The sequence below is a fragment of the Streptomyces odontotermitis genome (assembly GCF_050510915.1).
Classification (GTDB): Bacteria; Actinomycetota; Actinomycetes; order Streptomycetales; family Streptomycetaceae; genus Streptomyces.
The window spans coordinates 171740-187612 of the sequence record NZ_JBNJLS010000019.1 but is presented as its reverse complement, the minus strand read 5'-3'; the positions used below and the strand labels follow the sequence as shown (position 1 = coordinate 187612).

Annotated in this window: 14 protein-coding genes; 3 read left to right on the top strand and 11 right to left on the bottom strand. The window is 70.1% G+C overall.

The window, feature by feature from the left end; all coding sequences use genetic code 11:
* From ACQB60_RS36170 to ACQB60_RS36130, 9 genes are all read right to left on the bottom strand, one after another.
* Positions 1-1267, bottom strand: a 1267-nt coding sequence (locus ACQB60_RS36170; RefSeq protein WP_496930351.1) for a thymidine phosphorylase, incomplete at its 3' end; no start/stop codon positions are given.
* A 127-nt stretch (positions 1268-1394) separates the two neighbouring features.
* Positions 1395-1817, bottom strand: coding sequence for a cytidine deaminase (locus ACQB60_RS36165; protein ID WP_496930350.1), 423 nt, complete (start codon positions 1815-1817; stop codon positions 1395-1397).
* The gene (locus ACQB60_RS36160; RefSeq protein ID WP_496930349.1) at positions 1814-3082 is read right to left on the bottom strand and encodes an ABC transporter permease; all 1269 of its coding nucleotides are present in this window, start codon (positions 3080-3082) and stop codon (positions 1814-1816) included. The genes ACQB60_RS36165 and ACQB60_RS36160 overlap by 4 nt, the downstream gene beginning before the upstream one ends.
* The gene (locus ACQB60_RS36155) at positions 3079-4236 is read right to left on the bottom strand and encodes an ABC transporter permease (protein ID WP_496930348.1); all 1158 of its coding nucleotides are present in this window, start codon (positions 4234-4236) and stop codon (positions 3079-3081) included. Before ACQB60_RS36155 ends, ACQB60_RS36160 begins: the two co-directional genes overlap by 4 nt.
* A complete protein-coding gene (locus ACQB60_RS36150; protein ID WP_496930362.1) occupies positions 4233-5870 on the bottom strand; it encodes an ABC transporter ATP-binding protein in 1638 nt (545 codons plus the stop codon). The genes ACQB60_RS36155 and ACQB60_RS36150 overlap by 4 nt, the downstream gene beginning before the upstream one ends.
* Before the next feature lie 393 nt (positions 5871-6263).
* A complete protein-coding gene (locus ACQB60_RS36145) occupies positions 6264-7322 on the bottom strand; it encodes a BMP family lipoprotein (RefSeq protein WP_496930347.1) in 1059 nt (352 codons plus the stop codon).
* A gap of 242 nt (positions 7323-7564) precedes the next feature.
* Positions 7565-8650 (bottom strand): BMP family lipoprotein, encoded by a 1086-nt coding sequence (locus tag ACQB60_RS36140; protein ID WP_496930346.1) that lies wholly within the window; start codon positions 8648-8650, stop codon positions 7565-7567.
* 211 nt (positions 8651-8861) lie between these two features.
* Positions 8862-10136 carry a M20 family metallopeptidase gene (locus ACQB60_RS36135; RefSeq protein WP_496930361.1) on the bottom strand — a complete coding sequence of 425 codons (1275 nt, stop codon included), beginning with the start codon at positions 10134-10136 and terminating at the stop codon, positions 8862-8864.
* A 129-nt stretch (positions 10137-10265) separates the two neighbouring features.
* The gene (locus tag ACQB60_RS36130; protein ID WP_496930345.1) at positions 10266-10982 is read right to left on the bottom strand and encodes an NAD(P)H-dependent oxidoreductase; all 717 of its coding nucleotides are present in this window, start codon (positions 10980-10982) and stop codon (positions 10266-10268) included.
* A gap of 103 nt (positions 10983-11085) precedes the next feature.
* Between ACQB60_RS36130 and ACQB60_RS36125 the strand changes: the two genes are divergently transcribed.
* Positions 11086-12024: a sigma-70 family RNA polymerase sigma factor gene (locus tag ACQB60_RS36125; RefSeq protein WP_496930360.1), complete on the top strand. Its 939-nt coding sequence runs from the start codon at positions 11086-11088 to the stop codon at positions 12022-12024.
* A gap of 72 nt (positions 12025-12096) precedes the next feature.
* Positions 12097-12729 carry an NADPH-dependent F420 reductase gene (locus ACQB60_RS36120; protein ID WP_496930344.1) on the top strand — a complete coding sequence of 211 codons (633 nt, stop codon included), beginning with the start codon at positions 12097-12099 and terminating at the stop codon, positions 12727-12729.
* Here ACQB60_RS36120 and ACQB60_RS36115 read toward each other — a convergent pair.
* Positions 12686-13120, bottom strand: a complete 435-nt coding sequence (locus ACQB60_RS36115; protein WP_496930343.1) for a hypothetical protein — start codon at positions 13118-13120, stop codon at positions 12686-12688. The two genes, ACQB60_RS36120 and ACQB60_RS36115, sit on opposite strands and share 44 nt — an antisense overlap.
* Before the next feature lie 103 nt (positions 13121-13223).
* On the bottom strand, positions 13224-14474 hold the full coding sequence (locus tag ACQB60_RS36110; protein WP_496930342.1) for a helix-turn-helix domain-containing protein: 1251 nt from the start codon (positions 14472-14474) through the stop codon (positions 13224-13226).
* Positions 14475-15239: 765 nt separating this feature from the next.
* On the opposite strand from ACQB60_RS36110, the gene ACQB60_RS36105 reads away from it, so the two are divergent.
* Complete coding sequence (locus tag ACQB60_RS36105) at positions 15240-15845, top strand: GNAT family N-acetyltransferase (protein WP_496930341.1); 606 nt, start codon at positions 15240-15242, stop codon at positions 15843-15845.
* Positions 15846-15873: the final 28 nt, after the last annotated feature.

Here is a 15873-nt window from a genome sequence, read left to right as displayed (position 1 = left end):
CCCGCACGATCGGCGTCGCCTCGAAGCGTGTTCCCGCCGCCGCGATGTCGTACGAGCCCGCCACCGACTCCAGCGCGTACTCGAAGCGCTCAGGAGTGTCCGTGTGGAGGGTGAGCAGTGGCTGGCCCTCCGCGACGGAGTCGCCCGGCTTCGCGTGCAGTTCCACGCCTGCCGCCGCCTGCACCGGGTCCTCCTTGCGGGCCCGGCCCGCGCCCAGGCGCCAGGCCGCGACGCCGATGTCGTACGCGTCGAGGCGGGTCAGGACGCCCGAGGACGGGGCCGTCACCACGTGCCGCTCCCTCGCCGTCGGCAGCTCCGCGTCCGGGTCGCCGCCCTGTGCCGCGATCATGCGACGCCACACGTCCATCGCTGAGCCGTCGGCCAACGCCTTCGCCGGGTCGGTGTCGGGCAGACCCGCCGCGGTCAGCATTTCCCTCGCGAGGGCCAGGGTGAGTTCCACGACGTCCGCGGGGCCGCCGCCCGCCAGGACCTCGACCGATTCACGGACCTCAAGGGCGTTGCCTGCCGTCAGGCCCAGCGGGGTCGACATGTCCGTCAGCAGGGCCACCGTGCGCACCCCGCTGTCCGTGCCCAACTCGACCATCGTGGAGGCCAGTTCGCGGGCGTCCTCGATGTTCTTCATGAAGGCGCCGGAGCCCACCTTCACGTCCAGGACCAGGGAGTCCGTGCCTTCCGCGATCTTCTTCGACATGATCGAGGAGGCGATGAGGGGGATCGCCTCGACCGTGCCCGTCACATCGCGGAGCGCGTAGAGCTTCTTGTCCGCGGGGGCCAGGCCGTCGCCCGCCGCGCAGATCACGGCGCCCGTGCCGTTCAGGACGTCCAGCATTTCCTCGTTCGAGAGGAGCGCCTTCCAGCCCGGGATCGACTCCAGCTTGTCCAGGGTGCCGCCCGTGTGGCCGAGGCCGCGGCCCGAGAGCTGGGGGACGGCGGCGCCGCACGCCGCCACCAGGGGGGCCAGGGGGAGGGTGATCTTGTCGCCCACCCCGCCCGTGGAGTGCTTGTCCGCCGTGGGGCGGGAGAGGGAGGAGGAGAAGTCCATGCGGTCGCCGGACGCGATCATCGCCGCCGTCCAGCGGGCGATCTCGGGGCGGGTCATGCCGTTCAGGAGGATGGCCATGGCCAGGGACGACATCTGTTCGTCGGCGACCTCGCCGCGCGTGTACGCGTCGATGACCCAGTCGATCTGGGCGTCGCTGAGCACGCCCTTGTCCCGCTTCGTGCGGATGACGGAAATGACGTCCATGGCAGTTCCCTTCCTTGCACCTGAACCGGCACAGCACGCCTGAACCGGCACCGCGACTCTACGCGCATAGAGCGCTGAAATGGAGACGGCCCCCGCCCGTTGGTGAGCAACAGGCAGGGGCCGTACGTCAGTTGAGGTTCTCCGGGCCGAACGCGTCCGGGAGGAGGTCGGAGAGAGGGCGGATCCCCGAGCCCGTCTCCAGGAGCAGCTCGGCGCCCCCGAACTCGTACAGGAGCTGGCGGCAGCGGCCGCACGGCATGAGCAGTTCGCCCTTGCCGTCCACGCACGTGAAGTGCGTGAGGCGGCCGCCGCCGGTCAGCTGGAGCTGGGAGACCAGGCCGCACTCGGCGCACAGGCCGAGGCCGTACGAGGCGTTCTCCACATTGCAGCCGGTGACGGTCCTGCCGTCGTCGGCCCGTGCCGCGGCGCCGACCGGGAAGCCCGAATACGGGGCGTACGCGCGGGACATGGCATCCCGCGCGGCCTCCCGCAGGGCGCTCCAGTCGAACCGTTCGGAGTCGGAGTCGGTGTCCGCGGCGGCTGGCGTCACTTTCCTTGGCCCTTTCGGTACGGCATTCCGTCCGCCTTCGGCATCCGCAGGCGCTGTGCTGAGAGGGACAGGACCAGGAGCGTCACGACGTACGGGGTCGCGGTGACGACCTGGTTGGGCACCTCGTCCGTCAAGGCGTACCACGCGAACATCAGCACCGACACCGCCGCCGTGATGACGGCGGGGACGTAGCGCTTGCGCCAGACCAGGTAGGCCGCGCCGATCAGGATCAGGATCGCGAGGAGGAGCAGCAGCGCGTGGACGTTGTCGCCGCCGCCGCGCAGCCGCAGGCTGTCGGTGTAGCCGAACAGGCCCGCGCCGAGGGCGAGTCCGCCCGGCATCCAGTTGCCGAAGATCATCGCGGCGAGGCCGATGTAGCCGCGGCCGCCCGTCTGGCCCTCCAGGTAGATGTTGGAGGCCACGAGCGACAGGAACGCGCCGCCGAGGCCCGCGAGGCCGCCGGAGATGACGACCGCCAGGTACTTGTACTTGTAGACGTTCACGCCGAGGGACTCGGCCGCCACCGGGTTCTCGCCGCAGGAGCGCAGGCGGAGACCGAAGGAGCTGCGCCACAGCACCCACCAGGTCAGCGGGATCATCGCGACGGCGATCACGGTGAGCGGCGACAGGTCGGTGACCAGGCCGCCGACCAGGCCCGCCACGTCCGAGACCAGGAACCAGCCCTTGTGGTTGAGGTCCGCGAGCCAGTCCGAGAGGCCGGGCACCGAGAACTTGCCGAGCGAGTCGACGGGCGGGGACTGCTTGGACGTGCCGCCCTCCTTGCCCTCGAAGGCGAAGGTGGAGAGGTAGCGGGTCGCGCCCAGGGCGAGGATGTTGATGGCCACACCGGAGACGATGTGGTTCACGTTGAAGGTGACCGTGACGATCGCGTGCAGCAGTCCGCCGATCGCGCCGCCGAGGACACCGAAGAGGATGCCGACCCACGGGCCCCACTGGTAGCCCGCCCAGGCGCCGAACCAGGTGCCGAGGATGAGCATGCCCTCGAGGCCGATGTTGACGACGCCCGCGCGCTCGGCCCACAGGCCGCCGAGGCCCGCGAGGCCGATCGGCACGGCCAGGCGCAGGGCCGTGGACATCTGGCCGGTGGAGGTGATGCCGTCCGCGCCGGTGATGAGGCGCACGACGGAGGTCAGGACCAGGACGCCCGCAATGATCAGAAGGACGACCGGCAGCGAGAGGCGGCGGCCGCGCTTGCCCGAAGCGGGCTGCTGGGACGGGGACTTGGCGACGGTTGCCGTACTCATCGGGCAGCCACCTCCTTCACGGAGTCGTTGTTGTTGCCGTTGCCGTTGCCGTCGGTGCCCGTGGCGCGCGCGGCGGCGGCCAGTTCCTCACCGACGCGCTGCTGCTGGCGCTTGAGGCCCCAGCGGCGCACCGCCTCGTAGGAGACGACGACCGCGATCACGATGAGGCCCTGCATGATCACCGCGATCTCCTTGTCGTACGCGACGGGCTCCGCGTAGTCGAGGGCCGGGGACGCCTTGTCGAGGAAGGCCCACAGGAGCGAGGCGAAGGCGATGCCGACCGGGTTGTTGCGGCCGAGCAGGGCGATGCCGATGGCGGTGAAGCCGAGGCCCGCGGGGAAGGTCTGGCTGTAGGTGTGGGCGTCGCCGAGGAGGATCGGCAGGCCCGAGAGGCCGGCGATCGCGCCGGAGAGCACGATCGCGGTGAGCACCATGCGCTTGGCGTTCACGCCGCTGGCGGCGGCCGCCGACTCGGAGGCGCCGGTGGCGCGCAGGTCGAAGCCGAAGCGGGTGCGGTTGAGGACCAGCCAGTAGACGATGCCCGCGAGGACGGCGATGACCACGAAGCCGTAGATCTCGCCGGCGGCGCCCATGTCGATGCCGGGGAACCAGCCGGACTTGTGCATGACGCCGGTCGTCATGTTGTTCTCGACCGGGACGCCGAAGTTGTCGGCGAGCGTGAGGTAGCCGATGACGCTGGTCGCGATCGAGTTCAGCATGATCGAGGAGACGACCTCGCTGACTCCGCGCGTGGTCTTCAGGATGCCCGCGATGCCCGCCCAGAAGGCGCCCGTCAGCATCGCGACCAGGATGAGCAGCGGGATCTGGAGGAAGGACGGCAGCGCCACGTGCGCGCCGACCACCGCGGTGACCAGGGCGGCGAGGCGATACTGGCCGTCCACACCGATGTTGAAGAGGTTCATGCGGAAGCCGATGGCCACCGCGAGCGCCGCCAGGTAGTACATCCCGGCCTGGTTGATCGTCAGGACCTGGATGTCGGAGTAGGCGACCTGCTTGAACATCAGCTGGTACGGCTCGATCGGGTTCTTGCCCGACGCGAGCAGCACGACCGAGGTGAGCACCACGGCCACGACGAGGGCGATGACCGGTCCGGCCACCGCGAGGAGCACCCGCTCCTTGTCGAACTTCTTCATCGGGCCTCGTCCTCCGGGGCGTCGGCGTCCGCGGCCTCGGGGGCGTGGTCCCCGGGGGCTTCGGCGGCCTCTTCTTCTACGTGTTCCAGGTGGCCCGACGCCGCGCCCGTCATCGCCGAGCCCAGCTCCTCCGGCGTGATGGTGGCCGGGTCGGCGTCCGCGACCAACTGGCCGCGGTAGATGACCCGCAGGGTGTCGGAGAGGCCGATCAGCTCGTCCAGGTCCGCGGAGATGAGGAGGACGGCGAGGCCCTCGCGGCGGGCCTCGCGGATCTGGTCCCAGATCTGGGCCTGCGCGCCGACGTCCACGCCGCGCGTGGGGTGGGCGGCGATCAAAAAGCGCGGCCGGTGGCTCATCTCGCGGCCGACGATCAGCTTCTGCTGGTTGCCGCCGGAGAGGGAGGCCGCCGTCACGTCGATGCCGGGCGTACGGACGTCGTACTCCTCGACGATGCGCCGGGTGTCGGCCTGGGCGCCCTTGGGGTCCAGCCAGAAGCCCTTCGCGTTGGGCTTCTCGGTGACGTGGCCGAGGATGCGGTTCTCCCAGAGGGGGGACTCCAGGAGCAGGCCGTGGCGGTGGCGGTCCTCGGGGATGTAGCCGACGCCTTGTTCGCGGCGCTTGCGGGTGGCCCAGGCGGTGATGTCCTCGCCCGCGAGGTGGATCTCGCCGGAGTCGGCGCCCTTGAGGCCGATGAGTGCGTCGATCAGCTCGGTCTGGCCGTTGCCCTCGACGCCCGCGAGGCCGAGGACCTCGCCCTCGTGGATGGTGAAGCTGATGTCGTCCAGGAGCGGACGGCCGCCCTCCGCGAGGAGCCTGAGGCCGCGGACCTCGATCATCGGCCGCTCGGTGACCGTCGACTCGGCGGTCTCCGGGGTCGGCAGCTCGCTGCCCACCATCAGCTCGGCGAGCTGGCGCGGCGTCGTCTCGGACGGGATCGCCGTGCCGACCGTCGTGCCCCGCCGGATGACCGTGATGTCGTCGGCGACCGAGAGCACCTCGCCCAGCTTGTGCGAGATGAAGATGACGGAGAGGCCCTCCGCCTTGAGCTCGCGGAGGTTGTCGAAGAGCGCGTCGACCTCCTGCGGCACCAGGACGGCGGTGGGCTCGTCCAGGATCAGCGTGGTGGCGCCGCGGTAGAGGACCTTGAGGATCTCCACGCGCTGGCGGTCGGCGACGCCGAGGTCCTCCACGTACGCGTCGGGGCGCACCCCGAGCCCGTACCGCTCGGATATCTCGGCGATCTTCTTGCGGGCCCCGGCGCCGATGCCGTGCAGCTTCTCGCTGCCGAGGGTGATGTTCTCCAGGACCGTCAGCTGGTCGGCCAGCATGAAGTGCTGGTGCACCATGCCGATGCCGCGCGCGATGGCGTCGGCGGGGCTGGCGAAGCTCACCTGCTGTCCGTCGACGGCGATGGTGCCCTCGTCCGGCTTCTGCATGCCGTAGAGGATCTTCATCAGGGTCGACTTGCCGGCCCCGTTCTCGCCGACGAGGGCGTGCACGGTGCCCTTGCGGACCGTCAGGTGGATGTCGTGGTTGGCCACGACGCCCGGGAAGCGCTTGGTGATGCCGCTGAGCTCAACGGCGGTGGCCCGGACGGTGGTCTTGCCCGTGTCTGGGCTGGTGGACGCGTCGATGGCGCACTCTCCTCGGGAATCCTTAAGGAAAGGGGCCACCACCTGATCGCTGAGCGCGCAGTGCTGCCCCTAGCTGGGAGCCTCAACCGCCGCGCGCCGCACGGCTGTTGAGGGGGTCGGCGCGCGGAGCGGGGTGCGGCGGACCGGTCGTCCCCGCGAGGACGACGATCCTGCCCACACCCCGCTCCACAGCCGTGGTGGGCCTGTCCGGCGGATCTTGCCGCGGTCGCGGGGTCCGGCACGTACATCTGCGGCGTTGTCGTCGGTTGCCAACGCTCCGCGTTGTCGCCCTCCTCCGCCTTGCAGCTGCACGCACCAGACCCCGCTCACCAGCGACACCAGGCGCAGCTTGGAACACTGCGGCCTGATCCGCCGGACAGGCCCACGCCGCCATTACAGCGTGGTCTTGACCTTGATCTTGCCGCTCTTGATGCCGTCCTCGGCCTTCTTGAGGGCCGCCTGCAGGTCGGTCATCTTCTTGAACTCGGGGTTCGAGTCCGCGAGTCCGACGCCGCCGGAGGCAAGGTCCGCGCGGACCACACCGCCCTTGGCGCTCCCATCCTGGACCTGCTTGGCCAGGTTGTACACCGCCCCCTCGACGTCCTTCGTGGCCGAGGTCAGGATGTACTTCTTGTACGCCGCGAGGGGCTTCTGCAGGTACTGGTCGGAGTCGACACCGATCGCCCAGACCTTCTTCGCGGCGGCGGCCTCGATGACTCCCTGACCCGACAGGCCCGCGGCGTGGTACACCACGTCGGCGTTGTCGTCGTCGATCTGGCCGCTCGCGGCCTCCTTGCCCTTGTCGGGGCTGGAGAAGCCGCCGTCCTCGGCCTTCTCGGTGATCATCTTGCGCTTGACCTTGATCGACTTGTCCACGGAGGCGACGCCCTGGACGTAGCCCGCCTCGAACTTGCGGATCAGGTTGTTGTTGACGCCGCCGACGAAGCCGACGGTCTTGGTCTTGGTGGCCTTGGCGGCGACGACGCCCGCGAGGTAGGAGGACTGCTCCTCGTTGAAGACCAGGTCCGAGACGTTCTTCTCCTGGATCGTGGCGTCGTCGACGATGCCGAAGGAGGTCTTCGGGAACTGCTTGGCGACCTCCTTGACCGCGGGGGCATAGGCGTAGCCGATGCCGATCACGGGGTTGTAGCCCTTCTTGGCGAGCTGAGTGAGGCGCTGCACCTTGTCGGCGTCGGACTCACCGTCGGTGGGCTCGACGGCGTCCTTGCCGATCTTGAGGTCCTTGGCGGCCTTGTCCATGCCGCGCGTGGCGGCGTCGTTGAAGGACTGGTCGCCCTTGCCACCGACGTCGTACGCGATGGCGATGCCCTTGCCCTTGCCGCCGTCGGAGGAACCGGCGGCGTCGCTCGACGTGCCGCCACAGGCAGAGACAGAAACAGCGAGGGCAGCGGTCGCACAGCCCGCGACTGCTATTCGAGACACCCGGCGCATAGAGACGAACTCCTTTTGTACACATGCACAAAGCACGTACGAGCGCCTCACCCGGCGCTGATTTCGCCGCAGCGTAACGCGCGTAGACCAACCAGAAGAACCCTTCTGTCCGGTCCGTTATCGAGCTGTGGCCGCAACATTGCTCGCACGTGTACGAAGGGTGGGCGCCCCCCCGAGGCCGGGGAGCGCCCACATTTCCTACAAAGCCGCCGCCGGGTGACCGCGGGGCGGCCGCCGGGCGGCTACGGCACGGTCTTGACCGTGACCTTGCCGCTGACGATGTCCTTCTTGGCCTTCTCGACGGCGGCCACGGTGTCCTTCATGGCCTGGTACTTGGGGTTGGTGTCGGCGAAGCCGACGCGGCCCGACTTCAGGTCGTAGCGCTGCTCGCCCGCCATCGGCTTGCCCTCGACGACCGACTTCGTGAGGTCGTAGACGGCGCCGCCGACGTCCTTCAGGGCGGAACCGAGGATGTAGTCCTTGTACTTGGCTAGGGGCTTCTGCTTGTACTGGTCGGAGTCGACGCCGATCGCCCACACCTTCTTGGAGCCGGCCTCCTGGATCACGCCCTGCCCGGAGAGGCCCGCCGCGTGGTAGATGACGTCCGCCCCGTCCTCGATCTGGCCGCTCGCGGCGCTCTCGCCCTTGTCCGGGCTGCTGAATCCGCCGTCTTCGGCCTTTTCCGTCAAATACCGCTTCTCGATTTTGATCTTCGGGTCGACGGAGTGCACGCCCTGCACGAATCCGGCCTCGAATTTGTGAATCAGGTTGTTGTCGACACCGCCGATGAATCCGACATGCTTCACCTTCGTGACTTTCGCCGCGGCGACGCCCGCCAGATAGGAACTCTGTTCCTCGTGGAAGACCAGGTCGGCGACGTTGTCCGCCTTCACCGAGGCGTCGTCGACGATCCCGAACGTCGTCTTCGGGAACTTCTTCGCGGCGGCCTGCACGGCGGGTGCGTAGATGTAGCCGATGCCGATGACCGGGTTGTAGCCCTTGGCGGCCAGCTGCTCCAGGCGCTGCACCTTGTCGGCGGCGGACTCGCCGTCGGACGGCTCCATGTCCCGGCCGCCGATCTTGAAGTCCTTGCGGGCCTTGGCGAATCCGGCGTACGCGGCGTCGTTGAAGGACTGGTCGCCCTTGCCGCCGATGTCGTACGCGAGGCCGATGCCCTTGCCCTTGTAGTTCTTGGAGACGCCCGAGCCGGACTTGCCGCCCTCGTCGTCACCGGCGGACTCGGAGCTGGTCTTGCCGCACGCGGAGGCCGCGAGGGCGAGAGCCGCCACCGCCACGGCCACTTGGGAAAGTCTCGATACACGACGCACAGGACGCACCCCTTACGTTCCCCAACGCACCGTTGACGGCGCTGATTTGGGGCGAACCGTAACGCGCGTAGAAAGGCAGCGGAACGGGGTTTCGCACGGCTGTTATCGATTCGTGGCGGGGGCATCTGCGCCGGGGCACCATGGGCCCCGGCGCACACGGCCGTCGGACCGGCCGTCGGACCGGCCGTCGGACCGGCTGTCAGACCGGCTGTCAGACCACCCGGGTGTCCAGCAGGGCGGCCGCCGTGAACAGCTCCACGCCGACCGTGATCGCCGACTCGTCGGCGTCGAAGTCCCCCTGGTGGAGGTCGCGGACGGTGCGCTCGCCGGGCGTGCGCACACCGAGCCGGGCCATCGCGCCGGGCACCCGCTCCAGGTACCAGGAGAAGTCCTCACCACCGAGGCTCTGCTCGGTGTCCTCGATGGACTGCACACCCCGCCGCGCGGTCATGGCACCCCGCAACAGGTCGGTGATCTCCGGGTCGTTGACGACCGGAGGCACACCCCGGATGTAGTTGATCACCGGCTTGGCGCGGTACAGGTCCGCGATCTCCTGGATCGCACCGTGCACCAGGTCGGGCGCCTGCCGCCAGGTCTCCAGGTCCAGGCAGCGCACCGTGCCGGACAGCTCGGCGTGCTGCGGGATGACGTTGCAGGCGTGCCCGGCCTCCAGCCGCCCCCAGGTCACGGCGAGCCCCGACCGCGCGTCGACGCGCCGCGCGACCAGCGGCGGCACCTCGGTGACCACCTTCGCCGCGGCGGTCACCAGGTCCGTGGTGAGGTGCGGCCGCGCGGTGTGCCCGCCCGCCCCGTCGAGCGAGACCTCGAGGCGGTCGCAGGCCGAGGTGATGGGCCCGTGCCGCAGCCCGATGCGCCCGGCGTCCACGCGCGGATCGCAGTGCACCCCGATGATCCGCCCCACCCCGTCGAGCACCCCCGACTCGATGGCGTCCGGGGCGCCGCCCGGCAGCACCTCCTCGGCGGGCTGGAAGATCAGCCGTACCGGATACGGGAGTTCACCGCGCTGTGCCAGCTCGGCGAGGACGAGCCCGGCGCCCAGGACGACGGTGGTGTGCACGTCGTGCCCGCAGGCGTGGGCGCGGTGCGGCACCGTCGACCGGTAGTCGACGTCCTTCGTGTCGGGGATGGGCAGCGCGTCGATGTCGGCCCGCAGCGCGAGCAACGGCCGCGTGCCGTCCCAGCCATCCGTTCCGATATCGCAGATGAGCCCGGTCCCGATGGCGAGAATCCTCGGCTCGAGCCCCGCCTCCTCCAACCGCGCCTTGAGGGCGGCGGTCGTACGGAACTCCTGGTTGCCGAGCTCGGGGTGCATGTGCAAGTCGCGTCGGAAGGCGACGAGTTCGGCGCGCAGCGCCTCGGGCAGCGCGCCGGGCAGCAGGGCCGCCGGAGCGGCCTCACCCCCTGCCGGGGCGTCGGCTCCTGCTCCGCCCTCTGCTTCGGCTCCTGCTTCGGACTCGCGGGACATCACTTGGTTCACCCTCTGAAGGGTAGGGCGGCCAAGGGGCCAACTGGCCCACGATCAACAAAAGTTCAGCCCGATAGGGGAAGAAAAAGTGGCCGTGGTGCGCATGGCGTGTCGTAGGGGTGGGTAAACTCACGGCCTTTTCCGACAGATGGCGGCAAGGTCGCTTGACAAGTCATCGGCCCGGCGCCGGGAGCTCACCGCGAGGTCCTGGAACCGGGCGAGGGCGGGGATGTCCCAGGCCCGGGTCATCTCGGCGGCCACGAAGTGCAGGTTCTCGGCGGGGACACCGAGCATCTGGGTGAAGTAGGCGCGCAGATACGGGGTTTGGAAGTCGCACCCCTCGCGCGGGGTGCCGGGCCCGTAGGCGCCTCCACGGGCCATGAGGAGGACGAAACGGGTGTCGCACAGCACGCTCGCACCTTGCGCCACATCACCGTACGCACCGGGGAAGCTGACGCGGTCGATCCATGCCTTCAGGGCGGCGGACACGGTGAAGTTGTACATCGGGACCCCCAGGAGCACGGTGTCCGCCGCCCGCAGCTGCTCGACGAGCGGCAGGGTCAGCGCCCACTCCCGCTCCTCCGCCGCGTCCTCGGCGACCGCGGCGACCTTGTCGAGCGCCACGCCCCCGAGCCGCTCCACGCGCTGCCCCAGGGAGGCGTACGCGCCGGAGATCAGCGGGACGGGGTCGGCGGACAGGTCGCGGTAGAGGTACCGGTGCTCGGGCTCGGGCTCGGGCTCGGGGTGGAGGGTGCGCCAGGCGGCCACGAAGCGCTCGGTGAGCTGGCGGGTGACGGAGTCGGCGGCGGGGCTGGAACTGGAGTCGAGGTGCAGCAGCGTGGTCATCGGTCTCTTCTCTCCCTGGTCACATCAGCCGGGTCACTTCGGCGTGATCGCGTACGTCATGGTGGTGACGAGGGGCGCTGCGGAAAGGTGACCAATGGAGTCCATGAACGTGGAGGACCGGCTCGCCGAGCGGTTCGAGGAGCACCGGGGGCACCTGCGGGCGGTGGCGTACCGGATGCTGGGTTCGCTGGCGGAGGCGGACGACGCGGTGCAGGAGGCGTGGCTGCGGCTGGCCCGGACGGCGGGCGACGCCGAGGGGTCTGCGGACGCCCCGATCGAGAACCTGGGCGGCTGGCTGCGCACGGTCGTCTCCCGCATCTGCCTGGACGTGCTGCGCTCACCGCGCTCGCAGCGCGTGGACCTGGTGGGGCAGCAGGTGCCGGACGAGGCGATGACGCCAGGGACAGGGGGGACCCCCGGGACCCCCGGGACCCCCGAGGAGGAGGCGCTGACGGCCGACTCCGTGGGCCGCGCGCTGCTCGTGGTCCTGGACACCTTGACTCCCCCCGAGCGGGTGGCGTTCGTCCTGCACGACCTGTTCGCGGTCCCGTTCGCGGAGATCGCACCGATCGTGGACCGCTCCCCCGTCACGACGAAGAAGCTCGCGAGCCGGGCGCGGGGAAGGGTGCAGGGCACTCCGGCGCTCCCGCCGGCCGACCTGGAGGCACACCGCGAGGTGGTCGAGGCGTTCCTGGCGGCGGCGCGCGGCGGCGACCTGACCGCGCTCCTCACTGCCCTGGCCCCCGATGTCGTACGGAGGGCCGACCCTGCGACGTTGCCGACGGGTGTGGCGCCGGAGGTACGGGGCGCGCACGAGGTGGCCCGCGAGACGGTGCTGCTGCGCCGCAACGCCCAGTTCGCGGCGGCGGCCCTGGTCGACGGCCGCCCCGGCATCGTCGTGGCCCCGTACGGGCGGCTGCTGATCGCGCTGCGGGTGAGGGTGGCGGAGGGGCGGGTGGCGGAGTACGAGGTGATCGCGGATCAAGTGCGCCTCGCCGAGCTGGACTTGGCGCTCTTGGACCAGGTGGTCCCGGCGGCCTAGGGCACACCTCCTACGCCCCCTGGTCCTGCGGATGGATCCACACCCACCGGCCCCCGGCCTAGCGTCAGGGCCATGCGAATCGGACTCCTCGGAACAGGCAACGTCGCCCGCGCGCTGGCAACCGCGTGGGCGGCCAGGGGACATGACGTACTGCTGGGCTCGCGCACCCCGCAGGACCGGTCGGACCTCGCGCTCCCCGTGGCGGGCGTGCGGGAGGCGGCGGAGCACGCGGAGGTACTGGTGAACGCGACGCCGGGCGGCGACTCGGTGGCGCTGCTCCAGGGCATCGGGGCGAAGGTCCTGGACGGACGGATCCTCCTCGACGTGGGCGTCGGCCTCACGCCCGAACTGGGCCTGACGCACCTGGAGGAGTCACTGGGAGAGGAGATCCAGCGCACGTTCCCCGACGTGGCGGTCGTCAAGGCACTCTGCACGATGGATTCCACGGTCATGACGGCGCCGGACTCCCTGACGGGCCCCAGCACGGTGTTCCTCTCGGGCGAGGACGAGCCCGCCAAGCGCGTGGTGTCCCACCTCCTGACCGACCTGGGCTGGTCCCCCGATTCCCAACTCGACCTGGGCGGCATCGCGACGGCCCGCGGCCAGGAGCACTTCGCGCTGCTGTTCATGGGGGTGGCGGGGGGTCTGGGGACGTATGGGTTCAACATTCGGGTGGTGCCGCCGCGTGCGGGGGCGGCGGCCTGACAGGAGGCACGCCGGATCCGTCAGCCCCGTCCAGGTCCTCCGCCTCGACGGAGTCAAGATCCTCGTGGAGTACGGGCAGACGGGCGCCCCGGCTCTCCGCGACGCGCAGCGCGTCGGTCAGTGACTCGACCAAGCGTGCGGCGAGAAACCGGAGTTCGCCGAATGAGGTCTTCGGATCGCCGAGTATGTCGGTCGCGTGGCCGAGCAGATCCGCTCCCATGCCGAGCTGGATGGCCTCGACGTTGTCCGCGACGCGGGAGAGGTAGCCCCTTCCATCACCCGCCAGGAAACAGGGTTTGCCGTCCGGGCTCACCCACGGAAGGAGCCGGACGGCATCCGAGCGGTTCGTCATGCGGTGCTGCATGTCGACCTGCTTTCTCAGGTTGGCCACGCCCCCGGACCGATCGCACGGTCGCAGGGGGCTGGTTGGTCATGCGATGACTGACCGTAGGGCCCCTGAGAAGGGAGTAGGGGCACAGTTTGTGCCCCTACACTCACGCCGCCAATACGCCGATCTTGACGGCCAGTTGACTTGCTCGACGCCGCTGTGACGGACTCTTCGAATCCGCCTCCTCCAACACGATGCGGCGGGCGTAGCCGTTGTAACGAATGGTCTCCGGTGCCGCTTCGTACGCCTTGTCGAGCGTCGCGAGTGCCGCCTCCGGCTGGCCGTCGAGCTGGTAGCCGCGTGCTTCCTCGATGCGGTGACGGGCACGCCGGGGACGAGAGGGAATGGTCGCCGTGTCCGCCGCTGCCGCTTGCCGGACGCTCTCTGCACCCGCGTGCAGCTCGACCGCGATGGTGACCGCGTGCGCGCCCATCACGGCACGGGAGAAGGACGTCACTGGGTGGTAGTAGTCGGCCGGCAGCCGCTTGGCCAGGGCCCGTGCCGTGTCCCAGTACCGCCAGGCCGTTCCGGTGTCGCCGCGTCGCGCGGCGGTGTATCCGGCTTCGAATTGCAACGCCCCGGAGATGGCGAGCACATCGTTGCCCGCGTCGGGCAGGAGCGGTTCCAGATAGCGGATGGTCTCCAGATTCACCGCATCCGCAGCGTCGAAGTGCGCGTGTCCGCTGTCGCGATGCGCTTGCGTGGCCAGCCAGGCGGAGACACCGATGGTGTGCGGGTCCTCCGACTCCTGGGCGGCGACCATGCCGCGCTCCACGACCCGCCACAACAGCGACGCGTCCGGCTGGTAAGCAATGAAGAACTGGCTCAGGCTGTACGCCTCCGCCAAGAGCCCTTGGGCTGCGCGGCGTTCACATGCCGTGTCGGCCTGAAGCACGGCGAGCTGCGCGTCCCGGATGAGGTCCGGCAGGAGCGCCCCGATGACATCCCGGTGGTTCGGCGCGGAATGCCGGGCGCTCCATGCCCGGACCAGCCGTTCCCTCAGGTGCGCGGGGGACGGTGCCTCTCGACGCGTGGTCAACGGAAACTCGTTGATGGCATTCCGTACGTGTGGCAGGCGCGCGTGTCCAGGGCCCGCAAACAGGTGGATGGCCCTTGACTGATCGCCGGTGAGCTCTGAGAGATCTCTGGCTCGGAGAGCCTCCGCGATACGCAGCACCATGGGGAGCTTGGGCATCTGAAGGCGCCCGCCCTCAACTTGCTTGACCCAGCTCGGTGACTTCCCCAAGAGCCCGGCCAGCACCCCACGGCTCATGCCGCGACGGGTTCGCAGAATCTGCATGCGCTGGCCGAAGGCAATCGGCTCTGCGAACGGGTCCGGGGAAGCATCTGAAGACACGGCCTTGCCCCTCTCTGCACAGCTCGTCCCTGTCAGAGTACGGGGGCGGGGCCGGGCTTGTTGATCCCTTACGGAACTCCCTGCCATGCCCTTCGAGGCCCATGGCGACAGGAGTTGGGCCAGGCCGATGGAGCCCGCCCCGACCCGGACATGGTGGCGGGGGTGGCGGGTGGGCCAGGACGGCGCGAGGGACGAGAGGGGCGGCACGACTCGGCTCGGTCAGCCCGGTCTCCGGGCCACCTCTAGCCGCGACGCACCCCCGGCGGAGGGGGATGGCGGGTGGGCCAAGACGGTGCGGGGGGGGGGCGAGAGGGGCAGCACGAGTCGCGCCAGTTCGGCGGCCACTCGTCGGTTGGCGCCGCGCACCGGGTGGAGGGGGTGGTGGGTGGGCCGGGGCCGGACCGGGGCGGCGACGGGCAGTACGACGGCTTGGGTCACCACGGGTCACGGCCGGCTCTGTCGTGTGTCGCGTGCGTGGGAGCTGGGTGCCTGCGCGTCGGGTAACGGGTACGTGCGACCCGGGTGCGTGCGCGTCGGGTACGTGCGACCAGGGTGCGTGCGCGTCGGGTATCGGGTACGTGCGACCCGGGTGCGTGCGCGTCGGGTACGTGCGACCCGGGTGCGTGCGCGTCGGGTACGTGCGACCCGGGTGCGTGGGTGTCGGGTGCGTGCCCGTCACGTGGTGCGGCTGAGCCCCCTACGTTCCCGTTGGGTTCATGCGTGCCCGGCCGGTGCGTGGGCCTCGTGCGTGTCACCATGGCCCGCATGTGCCCAGTCGGTCCCGCCGGCCCCGCCGGCCCCGTCCCCCTCCGCCTCGAAGGCGACGCCCTCACCCTCCGCGAGTGGACCGAAGCCGACCTCCCCGCCATGGTCGAGCTCTTCGACGAGGAGGAGGTCGCCCATCGCACCCCGCTCGCCTCGCCCTTCGACCTGGAGGCCGCGCGGGCGTACCTGGAGATGATCCGGCGGACTCGGGCCACGGGTGAGCGGCTGCATCTTGCCGTTGCGGTCGACGGAGACGGAGGTAAGAGGGGAGGTGGAAGTGGAAGTGGGAGTGGGAGTGGACACGCAGACGTGCCCGTCGGTGAAGTGCTGCTCAATCTCCAGCGGGGCACCATGGGGTACGCCATCGGAGCCGCCCACCGCGGGCAGGGGCTGGCCCGCCGTGCCGTGGACCTGCTCACCGCGTACGCCCACGACACTCTCGGCCTCGCCCGCGTCGTCCTGCAGATCGAGCCCGGCAACGCGGGCAGCATCGCCGTCGCCCGGGCCACCGGTTACCGGCTCAGCAACACCGACGAGCCGGAGTGGGTGGAGGGGAAGGCCGGGCGGACGTACCAGCTCATCAGCTGGGAGCACCTCAGGCCGTAGCCGGACGGCGGCCGAGAGAGCCACGCCC